The 21,659-nt window shown below is 61.6% G+C and carries 20 protein-coding genes and 3 tRNA genes; 12 read left to right on the forward strand and 11 right to left on the reverse strand.

Features of this window, described 5'->3' with window-relative positions:
* Positions 1–27 precede the first annotated feature (27 nt).
* Positions 28–522 carry a 5-(carboxyamino)imidazole ribonucleotide mutase gene (gene purE / locus BM346_RS14705; protein WP_092014750.1) on the reverse strand — a complete coding sequence of 165 codons (495 nt, stop codon included), beginning with the start codon at positions 520–522 and terminating at the stop codon, positions 28–30.
* Between the two features lie 213 nt (positions 523–735).
* Here purE and BM346_RS14710 point away from each other — a divergent pair, with 213 nt between their 5' ends.
* From BM346_RS14710 to BM346_RS17980, 5 genes are all read left to right on the forward strand, one after another.
* Positions 736–1,728 carry a coiled-coil domain-containing protein gene (locus BM346_RS14710; protein WP_139229944.1) on the forward strand — a complete coding sequence of 331 codons (993 nt, stop codon included), beginning with the start codon at positions 736–738 and terminating at the stop codon, positions 1,726–1,728.
* 194 nt (positions 1,729–1,922) lie between these two features.
* A tRNA-Val gene (locus tag BM346_RS14715) sits at positions 1,923–1,998 on the forward strand.
* A gap of 73 nt (positions 1,999–2,071) precedes the next feature.
* Positions 2,072–2,148 (forward strand) — tRNA-Asp (locus BM346_RS14720).
* 12 nt (positions 2,149–2,160) lie between these two features.
* Positions 2,161–2,236, forward strand: a tRNA-Val gene (locus BM346_RS14725).
* Between the two features lie 226 nt (positions 2,237–2,462).
* Entirely contained in the window at positions 2,463–2,879 is a 417-nt protein-coding gene (locus BM346_RS17980; protein WP_139229945.1) for a fibronectin type III domain-containing protein, read from the forward strand.
* Between the two features lie 10 nt (positions 2,880–2,889).
* Here BM346_RS17980 and BM346_RS14735 read toward each other — a convergent pair whose 3' ends face one another.
* The 4 genes from BM346_RS14735 to BM346_RS14750 all read right to left on the reverse strand — a co-directional run bounded on the left by BM346_RS14735 (position 2,890) and on the right by BM346_RS14750 (position 10,215).
* A complete protein-coding gene (locus tag BM346_RS14735; protein WP_227662990.1) occupies positions 2,890–5,418 on the reverse strand; it encodes a CHASE2 domain-containing protein in 2,529 nt (842 codons plus the stop codon).
* Positions 5,419–5,528: 110 nt separating this feature from the next.
* The gene (locus tag BM346_RS14740; protein WP_227662989.1) at positions 5,529–7,154 is read right to left on the reverse strand and encodes a FecR family protein; all 1,626 of its coding nucleotides are present in this window, start codon (positions 7,152–7,154) and stop codon (positions 5,529–5,531) included.
* Positions 7,155–7,189: 35 nt separating this feature from the next.
* Positions 7,190–7,903 carry a response regulator transcription factor gene (locus BM346_RS14745; protein ID WP_092014759.1) on the reverse strand — a complete coding sequence of 238 codons (714 nt, stop codon included), beginning with the start codon at positions 7,901–7,903 and terminating at the stop codon, positions 7,190–7,192.
* Positions 7,904–8,031: 128 nt separating this feature from the next.
* Positions 8,032–10,215, reverse strand: a complete 2,184-nt coding sequence (locus BM346_RS14750; RefSeq protein WP_092014762.1) for a DNA topoisomerase III — start codon at positions 10,213–10,215, stop codon at positions 8,032–8,034.
* A 131-nt stretch (positions 10,216–10,346) separates the two neighbouring features.
* Between BM346_RS14750 and BM346_RS14755 the strand changes: the two genes are divergently transcribed.
* Together BM346_RS14755 and BM346_RS14760 are read left to right on the forward strand one after the other, a co-directional pair.
* Complete coding sequence (locus BM346_RS14755) at positions 10,347–10,673, forward strand: BolA family protein (RefSeq protein ID WP_092014765.1); 327 nt, start codon at positions 10,347–10,349, stop codon at positions 10,671–10,673.
* Positions 10,670–11,293 (forward strand): L-threonylcarbamoyladenylate synthase, encoded by a 624-nt coding sequence (locus BM346_RS14760; RefSeq protein ID WP_092014768.1) that lies wholly within the window; start codon positions 10,670–10,672, stop codon positions 11,291–11,293. The genes BM346_RS14755 and BM346_RS14760 overlap by 4 nt, the downstream gene beginning before the upstream one ends.
* Before the next feature lie 15 nt (positions 11,294–11,308).
* On the opposite strand, the gene BM346_RS14765 is transcribed toward BM346_RS14760, so the two are convergent.
* Positions 11,309–11,950 carry a hypothetical protein gene (locus BM346_RS14765; RefSeq protein WP_092014771.1) on the reverse strand — a complete coding sequence of 214 codons (642 nt, stop codon included), beginning with the start codon at positions 11,948–11,950 and terminating at the stop codon, positions 11,309–11,311.
* 162 nt (positions 11,951–12,112) lie between these two features.
* Between BM346_RS14765 and BM346_RS14770 the strand changes: the two genes are divergently transcribed.
* The 3 genes from BM346_RS14770 to BM346_RS14780 are packed head-to-tail and all read left to right on the forward strand — an operon-like array spanning position 12,113 to position 15,656.
* Positions 12,113–12,883, forward strand: coding sequence for an SDR family NAD(P)-dependent oxidoreductase (locus BM346_RS14770; protein ID WP_206675727.1), 771 nt, complete (start codon positions 12,113–12,115; stop codon positions 12,881–12,883).
* Between the two features lie 44 nt (positions 12,884–12,927).
* The gene (locus BM346_RS14775) at positions 12,928–14,622 is read left to right on the forward strand and encodes a long-chain-fatty-acid--CoA ligase (RefSeq protein ID WP_092014774.1); all 1,695 of its coding nucleotides are present in this window, start codon (positions 12,928–12,930) and stop codon (positions 14,620–14,622) included.
* Entirely contained in the window at positions 14,622–15,656 is a 1,035-nt protein-coding gene (locus BM346_RS14780; RefSeq protein WP_092014776.1) for an XdhC family protein, read from the forward strand. The genes BM346_RS14775 and BM346_RS14780 overlap by 1 nt, the downstream gene beginning before the upstream one ends.
* On the opposite strand, the gene BM346_RS14785 is transcribed toward BM346_RS14780, so the two are convergent.
* Together BM346_RS14785 and BM346_RS14790 are read right to left on the reverse strand one after the other, a co-directional pair.
* Complete coding sequence (locus tag BM346_RS14785; protein ID WP_167812674.1) at positions 15,640–16,272, reverse strand: nucleotidyltransferase family protein; 633 nt, start codon at positions 16,270–16,272, stop codon at positions 15,640–15,642. The two genes, BM346_RS14780 and BM346_RS14785, sit on opposite strands and share 17 nt — an antisense overlap.
* A 182-nt stretch (positions 16,273–16,454) precedes the next feature.
* The gene (locus BM346_RS14790) at positions 16,455–17,297 is read right to left on the reverse strand and encodes a M90 family metallopeptidase (protein ID WP_092014782.1); all 843 of its coding nucleotides are present in this window, start codon (positions 17,295–17,297) and stop codon (positions 16,455–16,457) included.
* A 128-nt stretch (positions 17,298–17,425) separates the two neighbouring features.
* On the opposite strand from BM346_RS14790, the gene BM346_RS14795 reads away from it, so the two are divergent.
* Entirely contained in the window at positions 17,426–17,980 is a 555-nt protein-coding gene (locus BM346_RS14795; RefSeq protein ID WP_092014784.1) for a DJ-1 family glyoxalase III, read from the forward strand.
* A gap of 63 nt (positions 17,981–18,043) precedes the next feature.
* Positions 18,044–18,580, forward strand: coding sequence for a c-type cytochrome (locus tag BM346_RS14800; protein WP_092014787.1), 537 nt, complete (start codon positions 18,044–18,046; stop codon positions 18,578–18,580).
* 205 nt (positions 18,581–18,785) lie between these two features.
* On the opposite strand, the gene BM346_RS14805 is transcribed toward BM346_RS14800, so the two are convergent.
* From BM346_RS14805 to BM346_RS14815, 3 genes are all read right to left on the reverse strand, one after another.
* Positions 18,786–19,034, reverse strand: coding sequence for a hypothetical protein (locus BM346_RS14805; protein ID WP_092014789.1), 249 nt, complete (start codon positions 19,032–19,034; stop codon positions 18,786–18,788).
* Between the two features lie 49 nt (positions 19,035–19,083).
* On the reverse strand, positions 19,084–20,451 hold the full coding sequence (locus BM346_RS14810; RefSeq protein WP_167812673.1) for a glutamate--cysteine ligase: 1,368 nt from the start codon (positions 20,449–20,451) through the stop codon (positions 19,084–19,086).
* A 117-nt stretch (positions 20,452–20,568) separates the two neighbouring features.
* The gene (locus tag BM346_RS14815) at positions 20,569–21,414 is read right to left on the reverse strand and encodes a cation transporter (protein WP_406812910.1); all 846 of its coding nucleotides are present in this window, start codon (positions 21,412–21,414) and stop codon (positions 20,569–20,571) included.
* Positions 21,415–21,659 lie beyond the last annotated feature (245 nt).

Consider the following 21,659-nt stretch of genomic DNA (forward strand, 5'->3'; position numbering starts at 1 on the left):
CGGTCAGCTCCTGTCTGATGAAATTGCTCACGCATCGTCGCGAGGGTCCGGGTTCTCCAGCACGCTCTGGGTCTGCTGACGGCGGAACTCTTCAACCCGGTCCTGAACCGCTTGATCATGGGTGCCGAGAATCTGGGCAGCCAGCAGGCCGGCGTTGGTGGCTCCGGCCTTGCCGATGGCCAGGGTGCCGACAGCGATTCCGCCGGGCATCTGGGCGATGGACAGCAGTGAGTCGAGTCCGTTAAGTGCCTTGGACTGCACCGGAACCCCGAGAACCGGCAACGGCGTCTGGGAAGCGACCATGCCTGGGAGGTGTGCGGCTCCGCCTGCCCCGGCAATGATGACCTTGAGCCCGCGCTCAGCCGCGCTTTTTGCATAGTCGAATAGCAGATCCGGTGTCCGGTGGGCGGATACCACCCGGGTCTCATAGGCCACACCTAAGCGATCCAGCATTGCTGCCGCGTGTTCCATGGTGGGCCAGTCCGACTTGGAGCCCATGATAATGCCTACCAGCGGTTGCATTGTGTTTTCCCCGGTAAAAGGAGTCAGGTATTGGCAACGGCACCGTTGGAGTTGCCCTGGCCAGCGTCTGGAAAGCCAGCCATTTTAGGTTTTGCCCGGCGACCATGCAAACGTCGTGAAAGGCTCTTTACTTGGTGCTACTCGCCGGACCCGTTATGATCTCACGCGTTTACCGTGTAACTCTCAAGCTGTAACCGACAATCAGAGGCCACTATGGATTCGATCCGTCCCGATGAGGATGAAATCAGGGCAAATACGCCAAAGGCCGGTGCAACGAAACCTTCCTCAAAGGAAAGGGTAAAACCGGACCGTTCACGGGACAAAGGTGGCGCGGCACCGCCGCCACCGCCAGAGCATCGCGGCGGCGGTGGTGGCTCCGGACGAGGCCCGGTATGGCTTCTTGTGGTGCTGCTGTTGGCAGTCTGCGTCGCTGCGGGCTGGTTCGGCTGGCAGATGAACCGTCAACTTGAAAGTATGGAGGCCCAGCTGGAAGAGGCTGACTACTGGGCCCGGCAAAGCAAGCTGGCGTTGGCTCGGTTCGAGGGGGATCTTTCGGAAACCGGGGAAAACCTGGAGCAGACCGGTACGTCCATGGAGCAGCGTCTGGAACAACTGGGCACCGATCTGAAAAGTGCTAATAGTGAAATACGCAAACTCTGGGTGCTGGCCAACGAAAAGAACCGGCCTCGTATAGAGGCGCTGTCGGAGGATCTCGACTCGTTGTCGACGCGGGTTGCAGAGCTGGCCACCAGTCTTGGATCCACTCAGGCGAGGGTGGTCACCCAGGGTGAGCGCATCGGAACGCTCGATACCCGGGTTTCCGGGAACATCGAGAAGGTCGAAAAGCTGGAGCAGGCGGATCGCCAGCTGGTGAGTCGTATCGACACGCTGGATGGAACGCTGGAGAGTGTCAGCGGCAGGGTCACCTCGGTCTCCGACCGTCTGGAGGGGGTCGATGGAACCATTGACCAGCGCCTGCGGCGGTTCCGGCAGGAGCAGCAACTCACTCTTGAGGGGCTGGAGAGCCGACTACGGGCACTGGAGGTCCGGAATGATTCCGCGAAACTGGAGCAACAGCTGGCCTCTACCCGTCAGCGCCTGAACGAGGTGGAACAGACCCTGAAAGCCGTGGATGCTTCCCGGGCCCAGTTGACGTCGCGTCTGGTTCGCCTGCAGCAGCAGGTGGATGAGTTGAGGGCGCGGTAGGCGATCCTAAGTTGCGGAATTGACTACAAAATGTCCAGGCGGAGTCCGGCGGTAAAAAAATTGAGGAAATTTCGCTGAAACATTTGACTCTTCCACAGAAATACTTAAAATGCGCGTCTCACTTGGTTGATGAACACGGCGATTAACGCCCGATTTCATGGCCAGGTGAGTGCGAAAGGCACAAGCCGGATACTGGGTGGTTAGCTCAGCTGGGAGAGCATCGCCCTTACAAGGCGAGGGTCGCAGGTTCGATCCCTGCACCACCCACCACTATCCGGATTGCTGACTCAATCGGGTCAGCACGAGTTGCCAGGCCATCACTCCTGTTGGCCGGTAACGATGCGGAGCGGTAGTTCAGTTGGTTAGAATACCGGCCTGTCACGCCGGGGGTCGCGGGTTCGAGTCCCGTCCGCTCCGCCATTTTTTCTTCCCGGGTGGTTAGCTCAGCTGGGAGAGCATCGCCCTTACAAGGCGAGGGTCGCAGGTTCGATCCCTGCACCACCCACCACTTCCAAAGTTCTGGTCTCCGTCGATGGCACCGCTTGTAGCGGCGCTTTCTGTCGTTCTGTTTTCCGCAATGACCCCCTGTTTACCTGCTGTTACCCGATGTTTCCGGTTTTAACCAAGCGACGGAAATTTGACGAAAATTTCTCCCGAAAAACGATCCATGACACGGTGTCCCGCGATCAGATTTTTTAAAATTTAACAAAGTCGTCGAGCAGTTGGAGTGAGCCATGTTTTCTCGCACCATCGGATCATCACGGGCAGGGATCGCCAGCATTGTTATTGCATTTGCCCTGGCCGGATGTGGTGGTGGCAGTACGGGTTCCACCAGCGGCGTGTCCGCAGAGGATAGCCCGACTATCGCGCCCAGTGAGGAGGCGAGCGCCAGTTCCGTCAGCCTGAGCTGGACTGCGCCCGGTACCCGGGTGAATGGCGAGCAGCTTTCCACGGCTGATCTGGACGGCTACATCGTAAGCTATGGTCAGAGTGTCGATACTCTGGATCAGAGCGCCCGGGTGGAAAGCTGCATCAGTTGCGAATTCACCGTGGCCAACCTGGCTGAAGGGACCTGGTACTTTCGGGTTCAGACCGTGGACACGCTTGGCCTGGTGAGCGAGCCCTCCGAGCCGGTCAGCAAGACCATCTGAAGGGCCTCTGTCAGGGGTGGGACGCCTCCGGAAGCTTCAGGGTGAAGGCAGACCCTTCACCGGGTCTTGATTCCACGCTGATCTCGCCCTTGTGCTTTTCCACCACGACGCTGACGAAGGATAGCCCCAGACCCACGCCATGCTTGCCGGCAAGCTCGCTGCTCTTCTGGCGGCGGAACCGGTCAAACAGGGTTGGCAGCTCGAATTCCTCAATACCAGGGCCCTCGTCGGTGACGGTGAGGCAGGCCTGATGGCCGGCGCGAAAAACCTGCATGGTTACGGTGGTACCTGGTTCGCTGTACTGCACCGCATTGGTCAGCAGATTGATGACGGCCCGCTCAAGCAGCTCGGCGTTGCCCCGCAGCCAGAGATCGTCCTTCCCCAGCAGCACCAGCTTGATGCTCTTTTCCAGGGCCTGCTCGCTGACACTGTCCCGGGCGTTTTCGACAATGGCCAGGAACTCACAGTCGTAGAAGCGGGTTTCAGTGAGCTGCTCCGCACGGGCCAGCTGCACGAACTCTTCTGCAAGGTGGTAACTGCGACGGGCCAGGCGCCGCAGCTGATCCAGCTGTTCCGCCTGGACCTCGCCCGGCCGCCGTTTGAGCTGCTCGATAAGCGCCAGCTGGGACACCAGCGGCGAGCGAACGTCGTGGGAAATAAAGTCGATGGCCTCCCGGTGCTGGCGTTGCTGCTCCCTCAGCTCGGAGATGTCCGAAATATTGGCGATAATGCCGTTCTGACTGCTGTCCGGCAGGGTGAAGGGGGCAAAGTGGATGAGGAAGTCGCGACCGTTAAGATGCAGGTCCACCGTGCGGCTCTGTTGCTGGGTCAGAGTATCCGCCAGGGTTTCCGCCCAGCCTGGCGATCTTGGATCGTGACCCTGCAGTAGCGTCGCCAGGGCCATGCCCTGAAGGCTTGGCTGGGGTTCCCTGAACCAGTGGGGAACATGACCGTTGGCGAACAGGATCAGGCCCAGGGCATCAGTGACGATGATGCCGTCCGGCATATGTTCAAAGCTTCGCCAGATAAAGCTCTGAATATGATTCAGTCGCTGGGTGGCCCGCTGTGCCCGGTTGATCCGGGTCGACAGGTTTTCACGCTCCACGGTCACCGGCTGGCCGCTGGTCGGTGGTTGTAACTGTAACCGGCTGAGGTAGCGCTCTGCCGCCGCCCCGGCCAACCCCGGCGGGAGTTTCAGGGCGAGCTGGTAACGGGTATCTCCGCGGGTCAGGACCACGCGGCTGACGCCATCATGGTGGCTCCAGAGGCCGGCAGGATTGTGCCAGGCTGCGTGGGGGTCGTCTGCCAGGTTTTCCTGCTGCAGAACCGCCCCGCCTTCCTTGAGCAGCCAGCCCTCCGGATTCAGGAGACGGCGAAGGTTGTCCAGGATCTGACGGGGGTGGCGATGGTGGAGGGCGGGCAGGTGCAGCAGGTTGCCGCGCTCAAGCACGTCGATCTGCTGGTTGAGGAACCGGTTGGCCAGGGACAGGCGTCGGGCACTCCATAGCGGGAAGGCGATGACCGGTACCAGGAGGGCGTTGGCCACCGGTAGCCAGAGGTTGAATGCCAGCAGACTGACCAGGCTGCCCGCCAGGATCAGCAGGAACAGCAGCCCTGAAAAAATGAAAGTACGGCTGGGTCTGAGCCGGGGCAGGATGAGGACGATCAGCAGGCCTGTGAGCAGTGCGAGGCCGACGGACCAGCCTGCGGAAATGTCGCGGATCAGTTCCCCGTCCCGCGCCGCCGCCAGTACATTGGCGTGAAACTCAACGCCCGGCATGGGCTGGGCCAGGCCGGAAAAGGGTGTTGGCAGGACATCCCCGAAACCTGCGGCGGTGGCGCCAATGAGAACGGTGGTGCCCTTCAGCCACTGATTCCGTGGGCTGTCGATCAGCAGGTCGCTGTAGGAATAGCTGGTGTAGGTGCCGCCCCGACCGGCCAGCGGAACCCGTACGAACTGGCTGCGGACGTTCATGTAGGCGGGGGCATGAATGCCCTCGAAGGCTGTGGGCACGACTGAGGGTTGGCCGCGGTTGGCCACCAGGCCCATGGCGGGCCAGAGTTCGTTGCCAAGGCCGTTATACAGGTACAGGCCCCGTGCAATGCCGTCGGCATCCAGTTCCACGTGGGCGTGACCAATGGCGAAAGCGGCGTTGGCGAGGGTCGGAGTGGGCAGCTGTTCCCGGAACAGGTCATTCTGGCTGCTGGGGGCAATATAGAGGGGCAGGACAACCCGGCCGTGTTCCGACATGGCGCTCGCCAATGCCTGATCATGGACGGCCGGCTCGGCAAACAGGATGTCCACCAGGATGGTTTCGGCGCCGGCTTCGTTCAGGTAGCGGATCAGGTCAGCGTGCACGGCCCGAGGCCAGGGCCAGGGTCCGATTTCGGCTAGGCTTTTTTCATCAATGGCCACCAGCACGATGTCCTCCGGGGCGGAGGGGGGCCAGCTTGTGATAAGGGTATCGTACAGCCAGTTATCCAGCCTCTGGGGGAGGGTGGTCAGCTGCAGGAGCAAAAGGATGCCGACGAGGGGCACGGCCAGTGTCCAGGCGGAGCGTTTAGAAAAAAACCAATCCCTCGTCATGGGCCCTGCTGTGGTGATAATGGGTTGCGGCGCCTCGTGGGGAGCGGTGTACCGGGAAGCTCCTATTCCACGAATAATTCTCGCCCGGGACCCCAGCGCCCCGCCATTGGACCTTCGGAGACCGCCCTCAACCGCACAAAATACCTTCTACCGGGAATCAGGCGCAAGGCCGCCGTGGTGTCGTTGACGGTGGCTTCCTTGATAACCTCCTCGAAAGAGGGGTCTTCTGAAAGCTGCAGCAGGTAGCCTGAGGCGTTGTCGAGACTCTCCCAGAAGATACGAACCTGACGGTCAATGTAGTTGGCACTGATCACCCGGACCGGCGGCAGAGTGCCGTTCACCAGCAGACTTCGCGTCTCACTGGTGGCCACGGAATTGCCGCCCGCCTCCGTTACCACCCGCCAGTAATACTGGCCCGGACTCAGGGGCCTGTCCGGGAGGGCCGAATTGCGGGGGCTCCAGGTGCTGCTGGCGACCAGGTTGTTGAAACTTTCGGTGCGGGAGATTTCAATCCGGGCCTGTTCGTTCTCTCCATTGAATTTCCAGCGGAATCGGGGCTGGTCGCTGTCCACTGCAGCCCTTTCCTGCGGTTCCAGGAGCGCTGCTGCCCTGGCTGCCAGGTCGACCTGAATGGAGGCGGTCGCCGGCATCCCGCTGATTCCGTCACCGGTGAGGGCGGACACCTCCAGCCGGTATTCACCGTTGGCCAGGTCGGTCAGGGCAACCCGGTTATCGCGGGTCTGTTCCCGGCGAATCCAGCGACCGGAGTCCGCTTCGACAATATCCACCTGGTAGAGGTCCGCCCCGTTCGCTTCCCAGGAAAAATCCTGGGGCAGGGCACTGAGCATGGCGGGTATCGGCAGTGTCTGGGGTGCAGGAGGCAGGCGGTGGAACCTGAGTTCTGCGGAACCACTGCTGGCCAGGGAAGCGCCGTAGCCCGCCGGAATGTCGCGGCTGTTACCGGGCCGGCCAAAAGCCACCTTGCCCTCGGTCACCTGCACACGGCTGCCGCCGGCGTCCGCCTGGAGGGCAAAGGCGGTGCCCCGAACGGCGGCAATGGCGGAGGGCGTTTCAATTTCAAAGCGTGAGCCATCCTCGACCATCGGGCGCACCCGGTTACTGATGGCGCCACGCTCCAGCCGCATGCGGGTGTCCGTCATTCCGGCCCGCCCATACCGTGTGAGGCGATTGAACACCACCGAACTGGCGGGATTGATGCGCACGACCGAGCCGTCCGCCAACTCAATGGTGGCGAGGCCGTCGCGGGTGATGACTGTGTCACCGGCCCGGATAAGGTCGCCCTCGTTGAGCCGGCGCAAACGGCCACTGTTGGCGGTGCGCGCCTGCACGTCGCCCTTCAGTCCCGTGACGCGGGCCGGTTCCGGCTGCTGGCGAAGCCAGGATACCGGAATCCGGAGAGTGTCGCCGGCGCCAAGGGCGGATGGGGTCCGGATCCTGTTGTAGCTGGCCAGCTGTTGGGCCGAGGTGGTGTCGGTCAGCAGTTCGCGGGCGACCTGCTGGAAATTTTCACCGGCTTTAAGGGTATAGACCCAGTCGGGGCTGGCCAGCCCCTGGGCCGGTCCCGAACCACGGCTCACCGCCAGTTCCGCCTGAATGGGGGCCGACCCCAGGCTGAGGATCAGCAGCACGGCGAGAAAGGCAAAAGGCGAGCGGGACAGCTGTATCATGTCGATGACCGGGCGCAAGGTTCGGGCTGAGTGAGTCAGGCGGATGTGACTTCTTCCGCAGCGGCATCGGCCATGGCTTCGAGCCGGTAACCCCGCTGGTAAATGGTCTTGATCCGGAAACCGTTGTCCGGATTCAGGCCAAGTCGGCGTCGCAGCCGGCTCATATGGGTATCCACGGTACGGGTGTTGATGTCCCGCGTCAGACCCCATACCCGTTCCAGCAGCATCTCACGGGTCAGCAGCCGGCCCTGGTTCTGGAACAGGAACAGGGTCAGGTCAAAGTCCTTGTCGGTCAGAGTGAGCCGCTCCCCATTCAGTGCGATGGTGCGACGGCTGGTATTGACCACGAAGGGGCCATAGTGGAGTTCTTCCTTGTCGGAATCCGGGTTGGAACGCCGGGCCAGGGCGTTGATTCGCGCGATCAGTTCGGCCGGCCGGGCGGGTTTCGACAGGTAGTCGTCGGCACCGGCGTCCAGAGCCTGAACAATGTCCTGCTCACTGTCCCTCTGGGTGAGGAAGACCACGGGTACCGGCCAGTTCAGTTGGGCGCGGATGTCCCGCAGGACGTCCAGCCCGGTCATGTCGGGAATCTGCCAGTCGAGAATCATCAGATCGTAACTGCGGTGAAGCACCGCGCTCAGGAAAGACTGTCCGGTCGGGAAACTGTCGCAGGGATGGCCCTGGTCGGACAGTATCTGCTGTACATGCTGGGCCTGTTCGTATTCGTCTTCCAGCAGGGCAATACGCATGAACTTTCTCCTGAGTGTCTCGTTCGCACCGTCATGCCGAGGCCGCCGTTACTGAAACGGCCGTTTAGTTGACTATATTGTGTCAAATCTCTACACACACGTCAGTGTCATTATGTAGATTTCCGTAATCAGCGTGTTAGAGCCGCCGGCGTGCCGCTGTCATCGTTAACCGTTTGTCGGCAGGAAGGAAAATTACTGCAGCCCCAGAACCAGCCCCGATGGCTTTTGCGTCTCACCAGGGGGGCATAGCAAGCGGGACAGGGCCAGGGTTTCTGGCTGGTGCCATCCTCGGGTGCGACCTCCTCGATGGGGCGGGTGCCCTTGCAGTCGGGGAACCGGCTACAGGCGTGAAAGCGACCGAACTTGCCCTCCCGGATCCGCATTGGCGCCCGGCATTTGGGACAGTGGACCGACCCGGAATCAGCTTCTCCGGTCGGTGCCGGGTGCCGGGGGCTGCTGGTGGGCCGGCGGATAAAACCGACGATCTGATCCTTTAGCTGATCGATGAAGGCCCGTGGGTCACCCTCGCCGGCACGAATCTGCTCAAGGGTGGCTTCCCAGAGGGCGGTCATATCGGGCTGGCTGATGGACTCCGGCAACGCGTGAATCAGGTCGCGGCCTTTCTCCGTTGCCCGGATAAACCGGCCTTCCCGATAGAGGTAATCGCGCCGGAAAAGGGTTTCAATAATGGCCGCACGGGTGGCCTCGGTACCCAGCCCGTCGGTGTCCCTGAGGGTTTTGCGCAGCTCGGGATCAGCCACGAAGCGGGCGATGTTGGTCATCGCCGAGAGCAAGGTGGCGTCCGTGAAATGACTCGGCGGCTGGGTCAGGCGTTCCTTTACCGAGGCATCGGTGCAGGTGACGTCATCCCCCTTCTCCAGTCGAGGCAGGGGCGCCCTGGGGGTGGTGCCGCCGTTGTTTTCCCGCTGCCGGGGCTCCAGCGCTTTCCAGCCGGGTTCCAGCACCGCGGTTTCCGTGGCCCGGAAGTCGTGACCGGCAATGGTCAGGTCCAGCCGGCCTTCCCGGTGAATGGCGCTGGCCATGAACTGCATCAGGTAATAGCGGGCGATGAGGTTGTAGACGTTCTCCTCGCCCTGGCTCAGCCTCCCCGCCGGCCGACTCCGGAGCGTGGGGATTATGGCGTGATGGGCATCCACTTTGGCGTCGTTCCAGGCAGCGCTTCGCCGTTGCAGGTCGAGGTTTCCGGCAGTGTCGGCGAGACTGCCGTCCACCTGCCCGATGGCCCTGACCACACCCGGCGCCTGGGCCAGGTGCCCCTCCGGCAGGTAGCGGGAGTCGGAGCGGGGATAAGTGATGAGCTGGTGCTTCTCATAGAGGGACTGGGCGGTGTCCAGCACATCTTTTGCCCCCATGCGGAACACCTTGCCAGCTTCGATCTGCAGCGCCGACAGGGACAGTGGCAGCGGTGGCGCCTCATCCCGGTCCCGGAAGCGGGATTGAGTGATCCGGCCCGGTCTGCCCGTTACCCCATTGGCAATCTCGTCCGCGACCGTCCGGCTGATCAGCCGGTTCTCTTCATCCAGGTGATCGTTGTCCAGCTGGTCGAGTTGGCTTTCCGAAGGCATCCAGCGGGCCTGGAAGGGCGACGGATTCTCCCCTTCCGCGGCTTGCGCTGTTATGGTCACCCGATACCAGGGCCTGGCCTCGAAATCGGCTATGGTGTCGTCCCGGTGTACCACCAGGCCCAGTACCGGCGTCTGCACACGACCCACGGAATAGACGCCATCAGCCCCTTGCTGGCGATAGCTCAGGGTGTAGTAGCGGGTCAGGTTGATGCCGTACAGCCAGTCCGCCCGTTGCCGTGCCAGCGCGGAGTGGGACAGGCGCCGGAACTCCCGGTTGTCCCGGGGGGCGGCCAGGGCCCGGGCGACGGCGTCCGGAGTCAGATCGTTGATCAGCACCCGCTCCACCGGGCATCTGGCGCCCGCGTAGCGGATGACTTCGTCCACCAGCAGCTGGCCTTCCCGGTCCGGGTCGCCGGCGTGGATGATGATCTCGGCCTTGCGGATCAGTGACGAAAGCACACCGAGCTGCTTTGCCACGCTTTCCTTGGGGGTCAGCTGCCACTGTTCGGGAAACACCGGCAGGTCCTCCATTCGCCAGGATTTCCAGCGGGCGTGGTAGCTGGCCGGCTCCGCCGGCTCCAGCAGATGGCCGATGCACCAGCTGACCACCACGCCCTGGTCACCCTCACCGCAGCGCAACCAGCCCGGGCCTTTCTGGACAGGGCCGGGAAGGGCCGCGGCAATGGCGCGGCCAAGGCTGGGTTTTTCGGCGATATAGAGGCGCATGGCTGGCACGGTGTTGGGAGCGGCGGCTAGGGACAGGCAAGATGGCCCCTTGTCCAGCGACTGTCAAGGCTGCCTGGCCGCGAGCAGTGGTGTAGACTGGTGGTAATTCCGACAAAGGAGATCAACAGAGTATGCAGATACAGCGGGCGATTGAGCAAAAGCTGGGTCAGCGCTTTGAAGGCGGTCATCTGACCGTGGAAAACGAGAGCCATATGCACAGCGTGCCACCGAATTCAGAGACCCATTTCAAGGTGACGCTGATTTCGGACAAATTCGCGGACCAGTCGAAGGTTCGGCGGCACCAGGCGGTTTACCAGGCCCTGGCGGAGGAAATGCAGGGGGGTGTCCATGCTCTTGCACTGCATCTGTATACCCCCGGGGAATGGGAGCAGACCGGCGGCCAGGTTCCTGCCTCGCCCAACTGCATGGGCGGTTCCAAGAAGGAGCAGGCGTCATGAGTCAGTTTTTCCAGATTCATCCGGACAATCCCCAGAAGCGGCTGGTCCACCAGGCGGTGGATATCCTTCGTAAAGGCGGTGTCGTGGTCTATCCCACCGATTCTGCCTATGCCATCGGCTGCCACCTGGACGACAAGCAGGCGGCGGACCGCATCAAGCGGATCCGCAAGCTGGATGACAAACACAACTTCACGCTGATGTGCCGGGATCTGTCTGACGTGGGCGTCTATGCCAAGGTGGACAACACCCAGTACCGCCTGTTGAAGACCTTCACGCCCGGCCCCTACACCTTCATTCTGGACGCCACCAGCGAAGTGCCCCGGCGACTGCTGAATCCGAAGCGCCGCACCATCGGGCTGCGGGTACCGGACAACGCCATTGTCCAGGCCCTGTTGGGGGAGCTGGGCGAGCCCATCATGAGCAGTACCCTGATTCTGCCGGGCGAGGAGAATCCGATGACGGATCCCTACGAGATCCGTGAAATGCTCGAGCATGAGCTCGACCTGATCATTGACGGTGGTTTCTGCGGCATGGAGGCAACCACCGTGGTGAACATGACCGGCGATGTGCCGGAAGTCACCCGCGAGGGCAAGGGTGACCCCGAGCCGTTCAGGGTCTGATTTCGAATTAGACGGTCAGGCCCTGGCGTTCAGGCGGAAGGCATAGTCACTACGGGGAAGTTCGGCCTCGGGGCCACTGAAGGTCCGGCGGATGCTGTCGTACCGGTGAACCAGATCCTGCAGCCCGTTGAACTGCTGATTATCACTGACCAGTGTATCAAGCACGGTATTGCTGGTGCCGTAGGCCTGGTTCAGCTTGAGGGCCGTGTCCACGAAGGCCAGGGTGGGCTCGTTGACACTCAGGCGCTGCAAGGCATCACGAAAGTCGCGACTGTTGTTAAGGTCCTTTTCGATCTGTGCCCGGGGTTGCTCGGGCATTCTTCCCTGAATTTCCACCTCACCATTACCTGCACGGGACGCGGCAATCTGCGTGGTTGGCTGCATGCCGTACTCGGCAAGCTTGTGCCTCAGGGTCTCCCGCACATAGGCAAGGTCCTGCCCGACCTGGCTGCGATACTCATGTACCGCCAGGCGCCCGGTCTTGCCGGTGGGAGCGCCCCCGGAGAGGGTAAAAGTGTCGTCGTTGCCCTGGGGTTTCCCGGCTGCTTCAACCTGTGCCGCCGCGGCTTTCCCCTGGGTGCGGTTATCGTCAGGACTCCGGGGGGAGGCCTGCTGGAACTGGAGGCTGGCTTTCAGCAATGATGTCAGCAGAGACATGGTGGTTTTCCTCCGGCATCGACCGGCAAAACAGTGACCGTTCAGAGGGGGAATGCAGTTTTCAGGCCAGCTTTGCTCTCCGATAGGGCTGGTATTTTTTCCGCCGGAGTGCTTTCCTTCTACGCATTCGAAGAACAATAACTTTCCGGGAAAGGCAGCGAAATGATGTCGTTATTCGATCTGAGCGGACAGGTGAGCCTGATAACGGGTGCCGGCCGCGGTATCGGGCGCAGTATCGCCCTCGGCCTGGCGGAAGCGGGCAGTGATGTGGTTCTTTGCAGCCGTAGCCAGGAGGAGCTGGAAGCGGTGGCCGTTGAGGTCCGCAAGCACGGTGTCCGGGCCCTGGTGACCCCCTGCGACGTCCGGGATCCGGGTCAGATTTCCGCAGTGGTGGATCAGGCCATCGATGAGTTCGGTCGCATTGATGTGCTTGTCAACAATGCGGGACTGACCATCAAGAAGCCCGCTGAAGAGCTGCCCCTGGACGACTGGCAAACCATCATCGACGTGAATCTCACCGGCGTTTTCCTGATGGCCCAGGCGGTCGGACGGCACATGCTCAGCCAGCGCGGCGGACGCATCATCAATATTTCGTCAATCGCCGCCAAGACCGGTCTGTCAGGCTCCTCGGCCTATTGCGCCAGCAAGGGCGGTGTCGACATGCTGACCAGAACCCTGGCTGTGGAGTGGGCGGAACGGGGAGTGCGGGTCAACGGCCTGGCTCCTGCCTATACTGAAACACCACTGGTAAAGGCCATTACCGACACCCGGGCGGATTTCGCGGAAAGGGTTCAGAACCGCACACCCATGAAGCGAATGGCCCGGCCCGATGAGATGGTCGGCACTGCCATTTTCCTGGCCTCCGAGGCGTCGTCCTATGTCACCGGCGAGACCATCATGGTGGATGGTGGCTGGACTGCGCTGGGCGCCTGAGTCGGCCGTTTTCACACAAAAATAAACCGCAGTCAGGAGATTTCATGATGAACTCAGCTGTTGCCCCCGACGCTCCCTGGTTCAGAAATTACCCCGAGGGGGTTCCCCACCAGCCGGAACTGTCCGGCCACGCCGTACACCAGATGCTGGCCCAGTCTGCCGGCCGCTGGCCTGACCGCAGCGCCCTCAATTTCATGGGACGCAATATCAGCTACCAGGAACTGGACCAGTTGGTATCCCGCGCCGCTGCAGGGCTTCAGAGGCAGGGTGTCGGCCCCGGGGTACATGTGGGTCTGTACCTGCCCAATTCGCCCCATGGCGTTATTGCCTTTCTCGGCGTTCTGCGTGCAGGAGGCGTGGTGGTTAATTACTCGCCCCTGGATGCAGAGCGGATTCTGGAACACAAGATCGGCGACAGCGAAACCGATATCATGGTTACTGTCGATCTGAAGGCGTTCCTGCCCCGCATGACCGGGTTTCTGGACAGCTCCCGCCTGGGAAAACTGGTGGTGGGATCGGTGGACGAGTTCTCGGCGGATCCGGCCGCTGCCCGCAGTGCCCTGGAGCAGGCAGGCGAGCTGGCTGAACTGCCCGACGACGACAGGGTCATGAGTTTTGCCGCCCTGTTGGATAACGAAGGCGATTTCCTCAGGCATCCGGAGTCGGAAGAACCGGACCGGCTGGCAGTTCTCCAGTACACCGGCGGAACAACCGGCGCTCCCAAGGGGGCCATGCTCACCCACGGCAATATTGCCTGTGCCGCCGACCAGCTCGGTACCGCCCTCAAAACCACGGTGTCATCAGGTGAGGAGAGGGTGCTGGCGGTGCTGCCGCCATTCCATATCTATTCCATTGTGGTGAATATGCTGTTTGGCCTGCGAAACGGCGCCACCCTTTACCTGCACTTCCGCTTCGACCCCCGGGAGGCCCTGGAGGCGATCCAGGAAGAGAAAATCACGGTCTTCCCGGCGGTACCCACCATGCTGTCCGCCCTGCTGGCCTATCCCGGCCTCGGTGATTACCGCCTGGACTCCCTGAAACTCTGCAATTCCGGTGGAGCACCTCTGCCCGTGGAGCTGCAGCAGCGGTTCCAGAAGGCAGCCGGCTGTAATGTGAAGGAAGGGTGGGGCATGACCGAAACCGCCGCCCTGGGAACATTTACCCCGGAGGGCATGGTCGCGCCGGCGGGGGCCTGTGGTGTTCCGGTTCCCGGGGTTGATCTGAAGATCATCAACCTGGACGGCAGCGGCAGGGAACAGCCCCAGGGTGAGCGGGGCGAGCTCTGCATCGCCGGCCCCAATGTGATGAAAGGCTACTGGAAGCGCGAAGACGCCACGGCGGAATCCATGACACCTGAAGGTTACTTCAGGACCGGTGACGTGGCCTGGATGGACGAAGGCGGGTTCGTCTATATCGTGGACCGGACCAAGGACATGATCATCTGCAGTGGTTACAATGTCTATCCCAGGAATATCGAGGAGGCGATCTATGAGCATCCGGCGGTCGCCGAAGTTTCAGTGATCGGCGTGCCCGATGAATATCGGGGCCAGACTCCCAGGGCCTATATCACCATCCGTGACGGTGAGCAGGAGCCAACCCTGGAGGAGATGAAGGCCTTTCTCAAGACGAGGCTGGGCAAGCATGAAATGATCCACAGCCTGGAAATCCGTGACGAGCTGCCGAAGACGCCGGTTGGCAAGCTGTCGAAGAAAGAACTCTACGCCGAGGTGGGGCGCTGATGGCGAAAGCCGCGATGAATGCGGATCACCAACCACTGCGATCCTTCGAGTGCCTGGTGAACGATTTTTGTGAGTTCCGGGCCCAGGGCCTGCCAGCGGCGCTCGTCACCCTGGTAAATACCCGCGGTGGTTCGCCCCGGCCTCCCGGCAGCCAGATGGTGATTGGGGGTGATGGCCGTTTTGTCGGCCACCTTACCGGCGGTTGCGCGGAACACGTCATCGTGGATGAGGCGCAGGCGGCTCTCCGCGAGGGCCGGAATCGCACCATTCGGCTGGGAGCGGGATCCCCCTATCTGGATATCGAGCTTCCCTGTGGGGCGTCGGTGGATCTGCATATCGATGTCGGGGTGGCCGACGAGGTGATGGCGGCGATAAAGGGCGCACTGGATGAACGACGGACCGTGGCCCTGGAAATCCTGCCTGACGGCGGCCATCAGCTGGTCCGCCCGGGTGTTGGTGCTGTGCCCCCCGGGGCTTTTCGGCGCTGGTATCGCCCTGCCCGGCGGCTGCTGGTTTTCGGCAAGGGTCCGAATGCCTCGGCCCTGGCGCGCCTGGCGTGGGAGAGTGAGTACCAGGTGCAGCTGCTTTCCCCGGATCGCGGCACACTCGGTTCGTGCTCCGGAACCGGCATTGAGACCACTGTCCTGACAGCGCCCTCGGCCGTCGATCTTCCACCGACCGATGCCCATACTGCGGCGGTTGTGATGTTCCATGAACACGACTGGGAGCCGCCCCTGCTGGCGGCACTGCTCAAATCAGACGTCTTTTACATAGGTGCCCTGGGAAGCCGGAGAACCCACGAGCAGCGTTGTGATTCGCTGGCACAGCAGGGGTTTGGCATTGACCTCGATCGGATTCGTGGTCCCGTGGGGCTGGACATCGGTGCGGCCACTCCCATAGAAATTGCCCTGTCGATCCTGGCGGAAATCACCCGTGACTATCGCGCTTCCCTCCAGCGTCCACTGCTTGAAACCCGAGCGCTGGAGAGCTCCAGGCTGGAAAATTCCGGTGACGCCGTCACTGAAGGCGGCTGAGGGCCCGCCAGTCTTCCCGGGTATCCACGTCCTGCAGGACTCCGTCGATGGTCATGCGACAGGCGTTGGCCGCTTTCAGTAAACCGCCCGCTCCCCGGCCTCCCCGAAGCGCTGACACTTCCGGCCAGAGCCAGCGGGGAAGGTAGGCAGGTACGCCCGGGTGGCCGTTATACTCCGCCGCGAGAGGTTGCCAGGGGTGGGCGCGGGCGCGGGCCCCAAATTTCTTTAGCTGCTCGTGGTCCAGCACGGGCTGATCCACGAGTATCACGAATACACCAGCGGCCGATGTGGGCAGGGTCCCGATACCGGCGGTCAGGGATGCCGACATGCCCTCCGCCCAGTTATCCACCCGCTGCCACGACGTCGGCGGCCTGCGGCTGTAGTAGCGCAACAGCGGTGCTCGGCAGCCGGTCATCACCCGCACATCGGCGCTGATCAGCCGGGCCTGCCTGATGGCATGGTCAAGCAGCGGTTCTCCCCGGAATCTGAGAAGGGCCTTGGGCCGTCCGAGGCGCCGGGATGCACCGGCGGCCAGCACCAGTGCGGGAATGGCGTCGGCACAACGGAAGGCGGCGGCATTGGGTCGTCGCCTCGCCGCCTGGAGAAATGGCCGCAACCTGGATGTCCCCCTGGTTCTCATGGTAGTGACGTCGGGTCTCTTTGTGTCGGTAATCCGTGGTCCCGGATACGAGAGGATCATGTGGCTTTCAGGATAGTCAATCATTCCGGCCTGATGTTGGGCTCGCCGACTTCATCCCGCTTTGTCCTGACCGGCTCCGTTTCGGAGCTGCCAGCCTGTCATTGCCGGGTCCGGGAGTCGACCGTGAAGTCCAGAGGATTGAACCGATAGTACCCGCACAGGACTTCGAAGACCTCTGGCTGCTGTTCATGAAGGTGACGGGGCTGCTGATAGAACGTCTCGGTGAGCACCGCGAAGAACTCCGCCGGTTCAGTGGCGCCGTAAGGATCCAGCCAGCTGTCTCTGTGGTGACTGAGAGAGTGGCGAAGCTGTTCGTAGGCCCGGCTCATGGTTTCCTGCCAATGGCTGGCCTGGGAGCCGGAGAGGGGCGGAGCACCGTCGGCGCTGCCATCCAGGTAGTCCAGCTGGTGGGCGAATTCGTGCAGGACCACATTATGGGGACTGTCCGGATCGAGCCAGCTTTGCTCGCAATCCTCCCAGGACAGTACCACACGCCCGAGGGTGGAGGCTTCACCGGCCCGGACCTGGTGGCTCATGTCCACCACCATGCCATGCTGTTGCGGCTCTATTACGTGATAGGCACCGGGGTAAACCAGGATACTGCGGATTTCGTCATAGTCCGAATAGCTCCGCCCCAACACCAGCAGACAGGCATGGCCGGCAATGGTAAGCCGAACCCGGTCGTCGACCACGAAACCATCACAGCCGTAGAACTCCTTCTCCGCGAGGAACAACTGGACCCGCTGCTCCAGCTCTTTTCTGAGGGCAGCGGGAAGCCTGCGATAGAGGGGAACCCGGTTGTGAAGAGTTTCACGCCAGCTATCGGGAAAAGGGCGATCCAATTCCCGGCTCCGCCGCCAGTCCCGGTAGAAAAACAGCAGGAAAACGGCAAGCGCGATAGCGATGACCGATACGATGGCAAAAATAACCCCTGGCGACATCAAAAGACCTGCACCTATCCTTTCTGGAACGTGGCGACTGTTATAGTACAGTAAATTCAACCGCAGAGGCGCCTGGTCGGATCAGGCCGCTTCAGCGTTGTGCCCGACAATGCAAACGAGGAATAGTCATGAACAAGACAGCACTGGTACCCATTGCCGAGGGGAGCGAGGACATCGAAACGGTCACCATCATCGACGTGCTCCGGCGTGCCGGCGTCGAGGTCACCGTGGCCAGTGTGCATGAGGAACTCACGGTGACTGCATCCCGGCGAACCCGCCTGGTTGCCGATGTGCTCCTCCAGGACTGTGTCGACCAGGATTACGACCTCATCGCCCTGCCGGGGGGCATGCCCGGCGCCAAGAACCTGAGTGAGTCGCCGCTTTTGATCGACCGCCTGCGCAAACAACGCGAGAGCGGGTTCTGGTACGCGGCTATCTGTGCCGCGCCGGCGGTAGCCCTGGCTCCCCATGGTCTGCTGGATGGCATGGCTGCCACCGGTCATGCCAACTTCCGGGAGGCTCTGCCGGATACCTCTCAGGTGGAGCAGCGGGTGGTGGTTGATGGCAACTGCATTACCAGCCAGGGCCCGGGCTCAGCCATTGAGTTTGCGCTGGAACTGGTGGCCAGGGTCTGCGGCAGAGATATCCGGGATAAAGTGGCCGCACCCATGATGTTGCCGTAGGCGCTGGCCGGCAAAGTGGCGGATCAGTAAAGAAGACTCGATAAATAATAAGGGGATAACACCATGAAATTTCTGGCCGGGGTTCTGACGACCCTGATCGCGGGCGCTGTGGTTGCCGCTGTGATTGTTTTTGGCGGTTTCTACAATGTCGCGGCCTCCGAGGGACATTCCGCTGTGGGCAACTGGTTGTTGCATACCACCATGCATTATTCGGTGGAGTCCCGGGCTGAAGGAATGACGGTGCCGGCAAACCTGGTTTCCGACGACCGGGTGCAGCGTGGAGCACGGGCCTACGACGAGATGTGCGCCTCCTGTCACCTGAAACCGGGCCAGGAGGAGAGTGTGATCCACACCGGTCTGACACCCACGCCGCCGCGTCTCGACCGGCCGGGGCACTGGAGTGCCGCCGAGCAGTTCTGGATTGTCAGCAACGGCATCAAGATGACCGGCATGCCCGCCTGGGGCCCTACTCACAGTGAGGAGGAGCTGTGGGAGGTTGTCGCGTTCCTGCAGCGTCTGCCGGAGCTGTCGGAAGACGAATATTCGGCCCTGGTGAAGACGGTCCCGGAAGGTCACGAGGGCCACGACCATACCCACTAGTGTCCCGGACGGTTAATTCGCTGACCTACTGAGCCCCTGAAAGCCTTGCTCTCAAGGCTTTCAGGGGCTCCCGGAGGGCTTGCCGCTGGCGACTCTGGACCTGTGTTGTCAGCCCTTGATGTGGAACCACCACACCTGCGGACTGACGCCTTGGCCAGAGTCGCCAGCGGCAAGCAATAGGTCAGCGAATTAACCGGCCGGGGCACTAGTCCCCCTCTTTCTCGGGAAGGGTGGGGACAGGCTCCACGACGGTGGTGCCATTGCTGGGGGTTTCGGGATCATCCTCCATCACAACCATGATGGCTCCCCCGGCAATCAGCAGAACGGCGACGATCGCGATAACCGCCTTTGCCGTTCCCGACATTGATGAGCGAAGGGGATTGCCGCAGCCCGGACATTTTCCGGCTTTGGTGTCGGCCTGGGTGCCACAGTGCTCACAGATGGTTCGCGACATTCGTTGACCTCCTTGGTGCGGAAAATGGTCGTCAGGGCGTGCCTGAAAGTCAGAACAATGCTTCTTCGTACAGGAACGACAGGTCTTGCGGTGACTCCTCCCGGAACCGCTTCCGCCATTGCTCAGCCGGACTCATCCTGGCTTCCATGACCCTTTTCAGGGGCTCGAGATAGCGCCGTTCATCGGCATGTTCGGCATCCTGTCGTCGCCGTTTTTCGAGGCCGCTTTCAGCCAGGGCCACCGCCTGCTCAAGGGCATCGAGGAGGCTTCTCGCCTGGAAGACCCCACTGGCGCCCACGGATTCCATCTCCGACAGGCCCATCCAGGGAACGCTGTGCCGTAGCTGGTTAAGGCGTGCGGGATCGCAGGCTTCGATAAGCTTGAGGGCGCCCTGCAGCGCGTGGCTGTCATAGAGGATGCCGGTCCAGAACGCCGCGAGTGCCATGCTCTGCTCCAGGTCCAGTGTGTCGCTGCCCCGCAGTTCCAGGTGATCCTTCAGCCTTACGTCGTGCATCAGGGTGTTGAGATGGTCATCCCAGTCCGAAAGAGTTGGCTGTTCACCCGGAAGTTCCGGTAGCTGCGCTTTCAGCATGTCTGTGAAGTAGCGTCCCGCCAGGTCTTGGTGGGCGCCTTTCCGCTTGACTGAATACATGGGTGTAGCCAGAGCCCGGTTCACATAGGCATCGAATCCGAAATCCCTCGAAAAGACCTCCGGCATGATGCCGCAACGGGCGGAATCCGTGTGCAGCCAGACATAGTTTCGATAGGAGGTGAGGCCTGTATCCCGACCCTCAGCGAAGGGCGCATTGGCCAGTGCCACCATGACCAGAGGCTGCAGTGCCATGGCCACACGATACTTGTCGCACATGTCCTGCTCGCTGCAGAAGTCGAAGTTGAGCTGGAAGGAGCTGGTGCGGGTCATCATGTCCCGGCCGTGGACACCCACGCCGGGCATGTACCGGCGCATGATGTGATACCGGCTGTGGGGCATCCAGTCCAGCTCTGACAGGGTCCATGTGGGCGAGAAGCCAAGTGCCAGAAAGTCCACCCCAAGTGACTGGGAGATCGCGCCGAGCTGTCGGCGGTGTTCCTGCATCTCACGGCATACGTCGTGGAGATCGGACCAGGGAGCGCCTGACAGTTCAAGCTGCCCCGCCGGCTCCAGGGTGATGGCGGCTTTGTCCGCCGACAGGCCAACAAGCCGGTCCCGATCATGGGTGGGTTTCCAGCCGGCCTGCTGCAACTCCGTCAATAAGGCGTGAATCCCGATGTCGCCGGCGTAGGGCAGCGGATGCTGGCCTTCCCGGGTGAACACAAATTTTTCATGTTCCACGCCAATCAGGCATTCACCCGCAGGTTTGCAGTTTGAGGCGAGATCGTCGACCAGCTGTCCGGTGTGCTCGACCTTCAGTGTCACGGTACCTCCAGAGCCCGGGCGGCAAGCGTGCGCCGTGTCTGTCTTGAAGCGTTTATCGTCAGGTATTGCCTGTATTCAGGATAGAAGCTGAGCCGGGCAATGTGTACCGAGACGGCCTCAACCCTTGAGCGCCAGAATCCGCCGGGCACCATTCAGCACAATGATTCCCACAACGGTACCGACAATCAGGTCCGGATAATTGGAGCCTGACCAGGCAACGAGAGCCCCGGCAACGATGACGCCCAGGTTGATAACCACATCGTTGGCGGAGAATATCCAGCTGGCTTTCATGTGGGCACCGCCTTCACGGTGCCGGGAGATCAGCAGCAGACACACTGTGTTGGCAATCAGAGCCACGAATGCCGTGGACATTATCAGCAGGGATTCCGGCTCGCTGCCGAAGATGAAACGCCTGCCGACCTCCACCAGCACTCCGAGGGCTAGAATCAGCTGGAGCACTCCTGCAACGTGGGCCGCCCGCACCTGCATCCTTACCCCATGGCCGACGGCATAGAGGGCGAGTCCGTAAACCGCCGCATCGGCGAACATATCCAGCGAATCGGCTATCAGCCCGGTGGATTGGGCGATCACCCCCATCGTCATCTCGACGATAAACATGAAGCCGTTGATGGCCAGCAGTATCCACAGGGTACCGGACTCTTCGGACTGGGCGGCGGTGGAGAACTCCGCTGACGCGACGGCGTCGGAATCCGCCGGGCGGGTTTCCCGAAGGGACGCTCCCAGACCCAGGCCCGCCAGCTTGTCCGTGATCGGTCCGGCGTCTTTGTTATGAAGTACCTGCAGAGTGCGCCGGGACAGGTCGAAGGAAAGACCCCGCACAGAATCGAGGCTGTCGAGTGCCATACGGATCATCCTCTCCTCCGAGGGGCAATCCATTCCGGGAACCGAATACACACTGATCCATTCGCCGGATGCGGCGACATTGCTCTCGTTTTCCACCATGCCGGTTTCGTGACGGCCGCATTGATCAGAACGTGCCTTATTCATTTATAACTCCGCTTCTTGCAAGTAGTGCCCCATTAGAAATCCTGTAGTTGCCATAGGGTCAGGAACCGCTTTTCCAATTCTGGCTGGATCTGATAAGGGATCGGGGCAAGGTCGACTTATCTGCGTTCACAGTATGTCTGCAAAATAGTTATACATGTCTGCAATAAAGTCCAAGTACTCATTTCGCGAAAGGGGGAGTC

Source organism: Marinobacter daqiaonensis, from assembly GCF_900115285.1.
In the GTDB taxonomy this organism is placed as follows: Bacteria; Pseudomonadota; Gammaproteobacteria; order Pseudomonadales; family Oleiphilaceae; genus Marinobacter; species Marinobacter daqiaonensis.

Bases quoted from the DNA above. Each gene is read 5' to 3' on its own strand.
- purE (WP_092014750.1), bottom strand. From the start codon at position 522: ATGCAACCGCTGGTAGGCATTATCATGGGCTCCAAGTCGGACTGGCCC.
- BM346_RS14710 (WP_139229944.1), top strand. From the start codon at position 736: ATGGATTCGATCCGTCCCGATGAGGATGAAATCAGGGCAAATACGCCA.
- BM346_RS17980 (WP_139229945.1), top strand. From the start codon at position 2,463: ATGTTTTCTCGCACCATCGGATCATCACGGGCAGGGATCGCCAGCATT.
- BM346_RS14740 (WP_227662989.1), bottom strand. From the start codon at position 7,154: ATGATACAGCTGTCCCGCTCGCCTTTTGCCTTTCTCGCCGTGCTGCTG.
- BM346_RS14745 (WP_092014759.1), bottom strand. From the start codon at position 7,903: ATGCGTATTGCCCTGCTGGAAGACGAATACGAACAGGCCCAGCATGTA.
- BM346_RS14750 (WP_092014762.1), bottom strand. From the start codon at position 10,215: ATGCGCCTCTATATCGCCGAAAAACCCAGCCTTGGCCGCGCCATTGCC.
- BM346_RS14755 (WP_092014765.1), top strand. From the start codon at position 10,347: ATGCAGATACAGCGGGCGATTGAGCAAAAGCTGGGTCAGCGCTTTGAA.
- BM346_RS14760 (WP_092014768.1), top strand. From the start codon at position 10,670: ATGAGTCAGTTTTTCCAGATTCATCCGGACAATCCCCAGAAGCGGCTG.
- BM346_RS14765 (WP_092014771.1), bottom strand. From the start codon at position 11,950: ATGTCTCTGCTGACATCATTGCTGAAAGCCAGCCTCCAGTTCCAGCAG.
- BM346_RS14770 (WP_206675727.1), top strand. From the start codon at position 12,113: ATGATGTCGTTATTCGATCTGAGCGGACAGGTGAGCCTGATAACGGGT.
- BM346_RS14775 (WP_092014774.1), top strand. From the start codon at position 12,928: ATGATGAACTCAGCTGTTGCCCCCGACGCTCCCTGGTTCAGAAATTAC.
- BM346_RS14780 (WP_092014776.1), top strand. From the start codon at position 14,622: ATGGCGAAAGCCGCGATGAATGCGGATCACCAACCACTGCGATCCTTC.
- BM346_RS14790 (WP_092014782.1), bottom strand. From the start codon at position 17,297: ATGTCGCCAGGGGTTATTTTTGCCATCGTATCGGTCATCGCTATCGCG.
- BM346_RS14795 (WP_092014784.1), top strand. From the start codon at position 17,426: ATGAACAAGACAGCACTGGTACCCATTGCCGAGGGGAGCGAGGACATC.
- BM346_RS14800 (WP_092014787.1), top strand. From the start codon at position 18,044: ATGAAATTTCTGGCCGGGGTTCTGACGACCCTGATCGCGGGCGCTGTG.
- BM346_RS14805 (WP_092014789.1), bottom strand. From the start codon at position 19,034: ATGTCGCGAACCATCTGTGAGCACTGTGGCACCCAGGCCGACACCAAA.
- BM346_RS14815 (WP_406812910.1), bottom strand. From the start codon at position 21,414: ATGGTGGAAAACGAGAGCAATGTCGCCGCATCCGGCGAATGGATCAGT.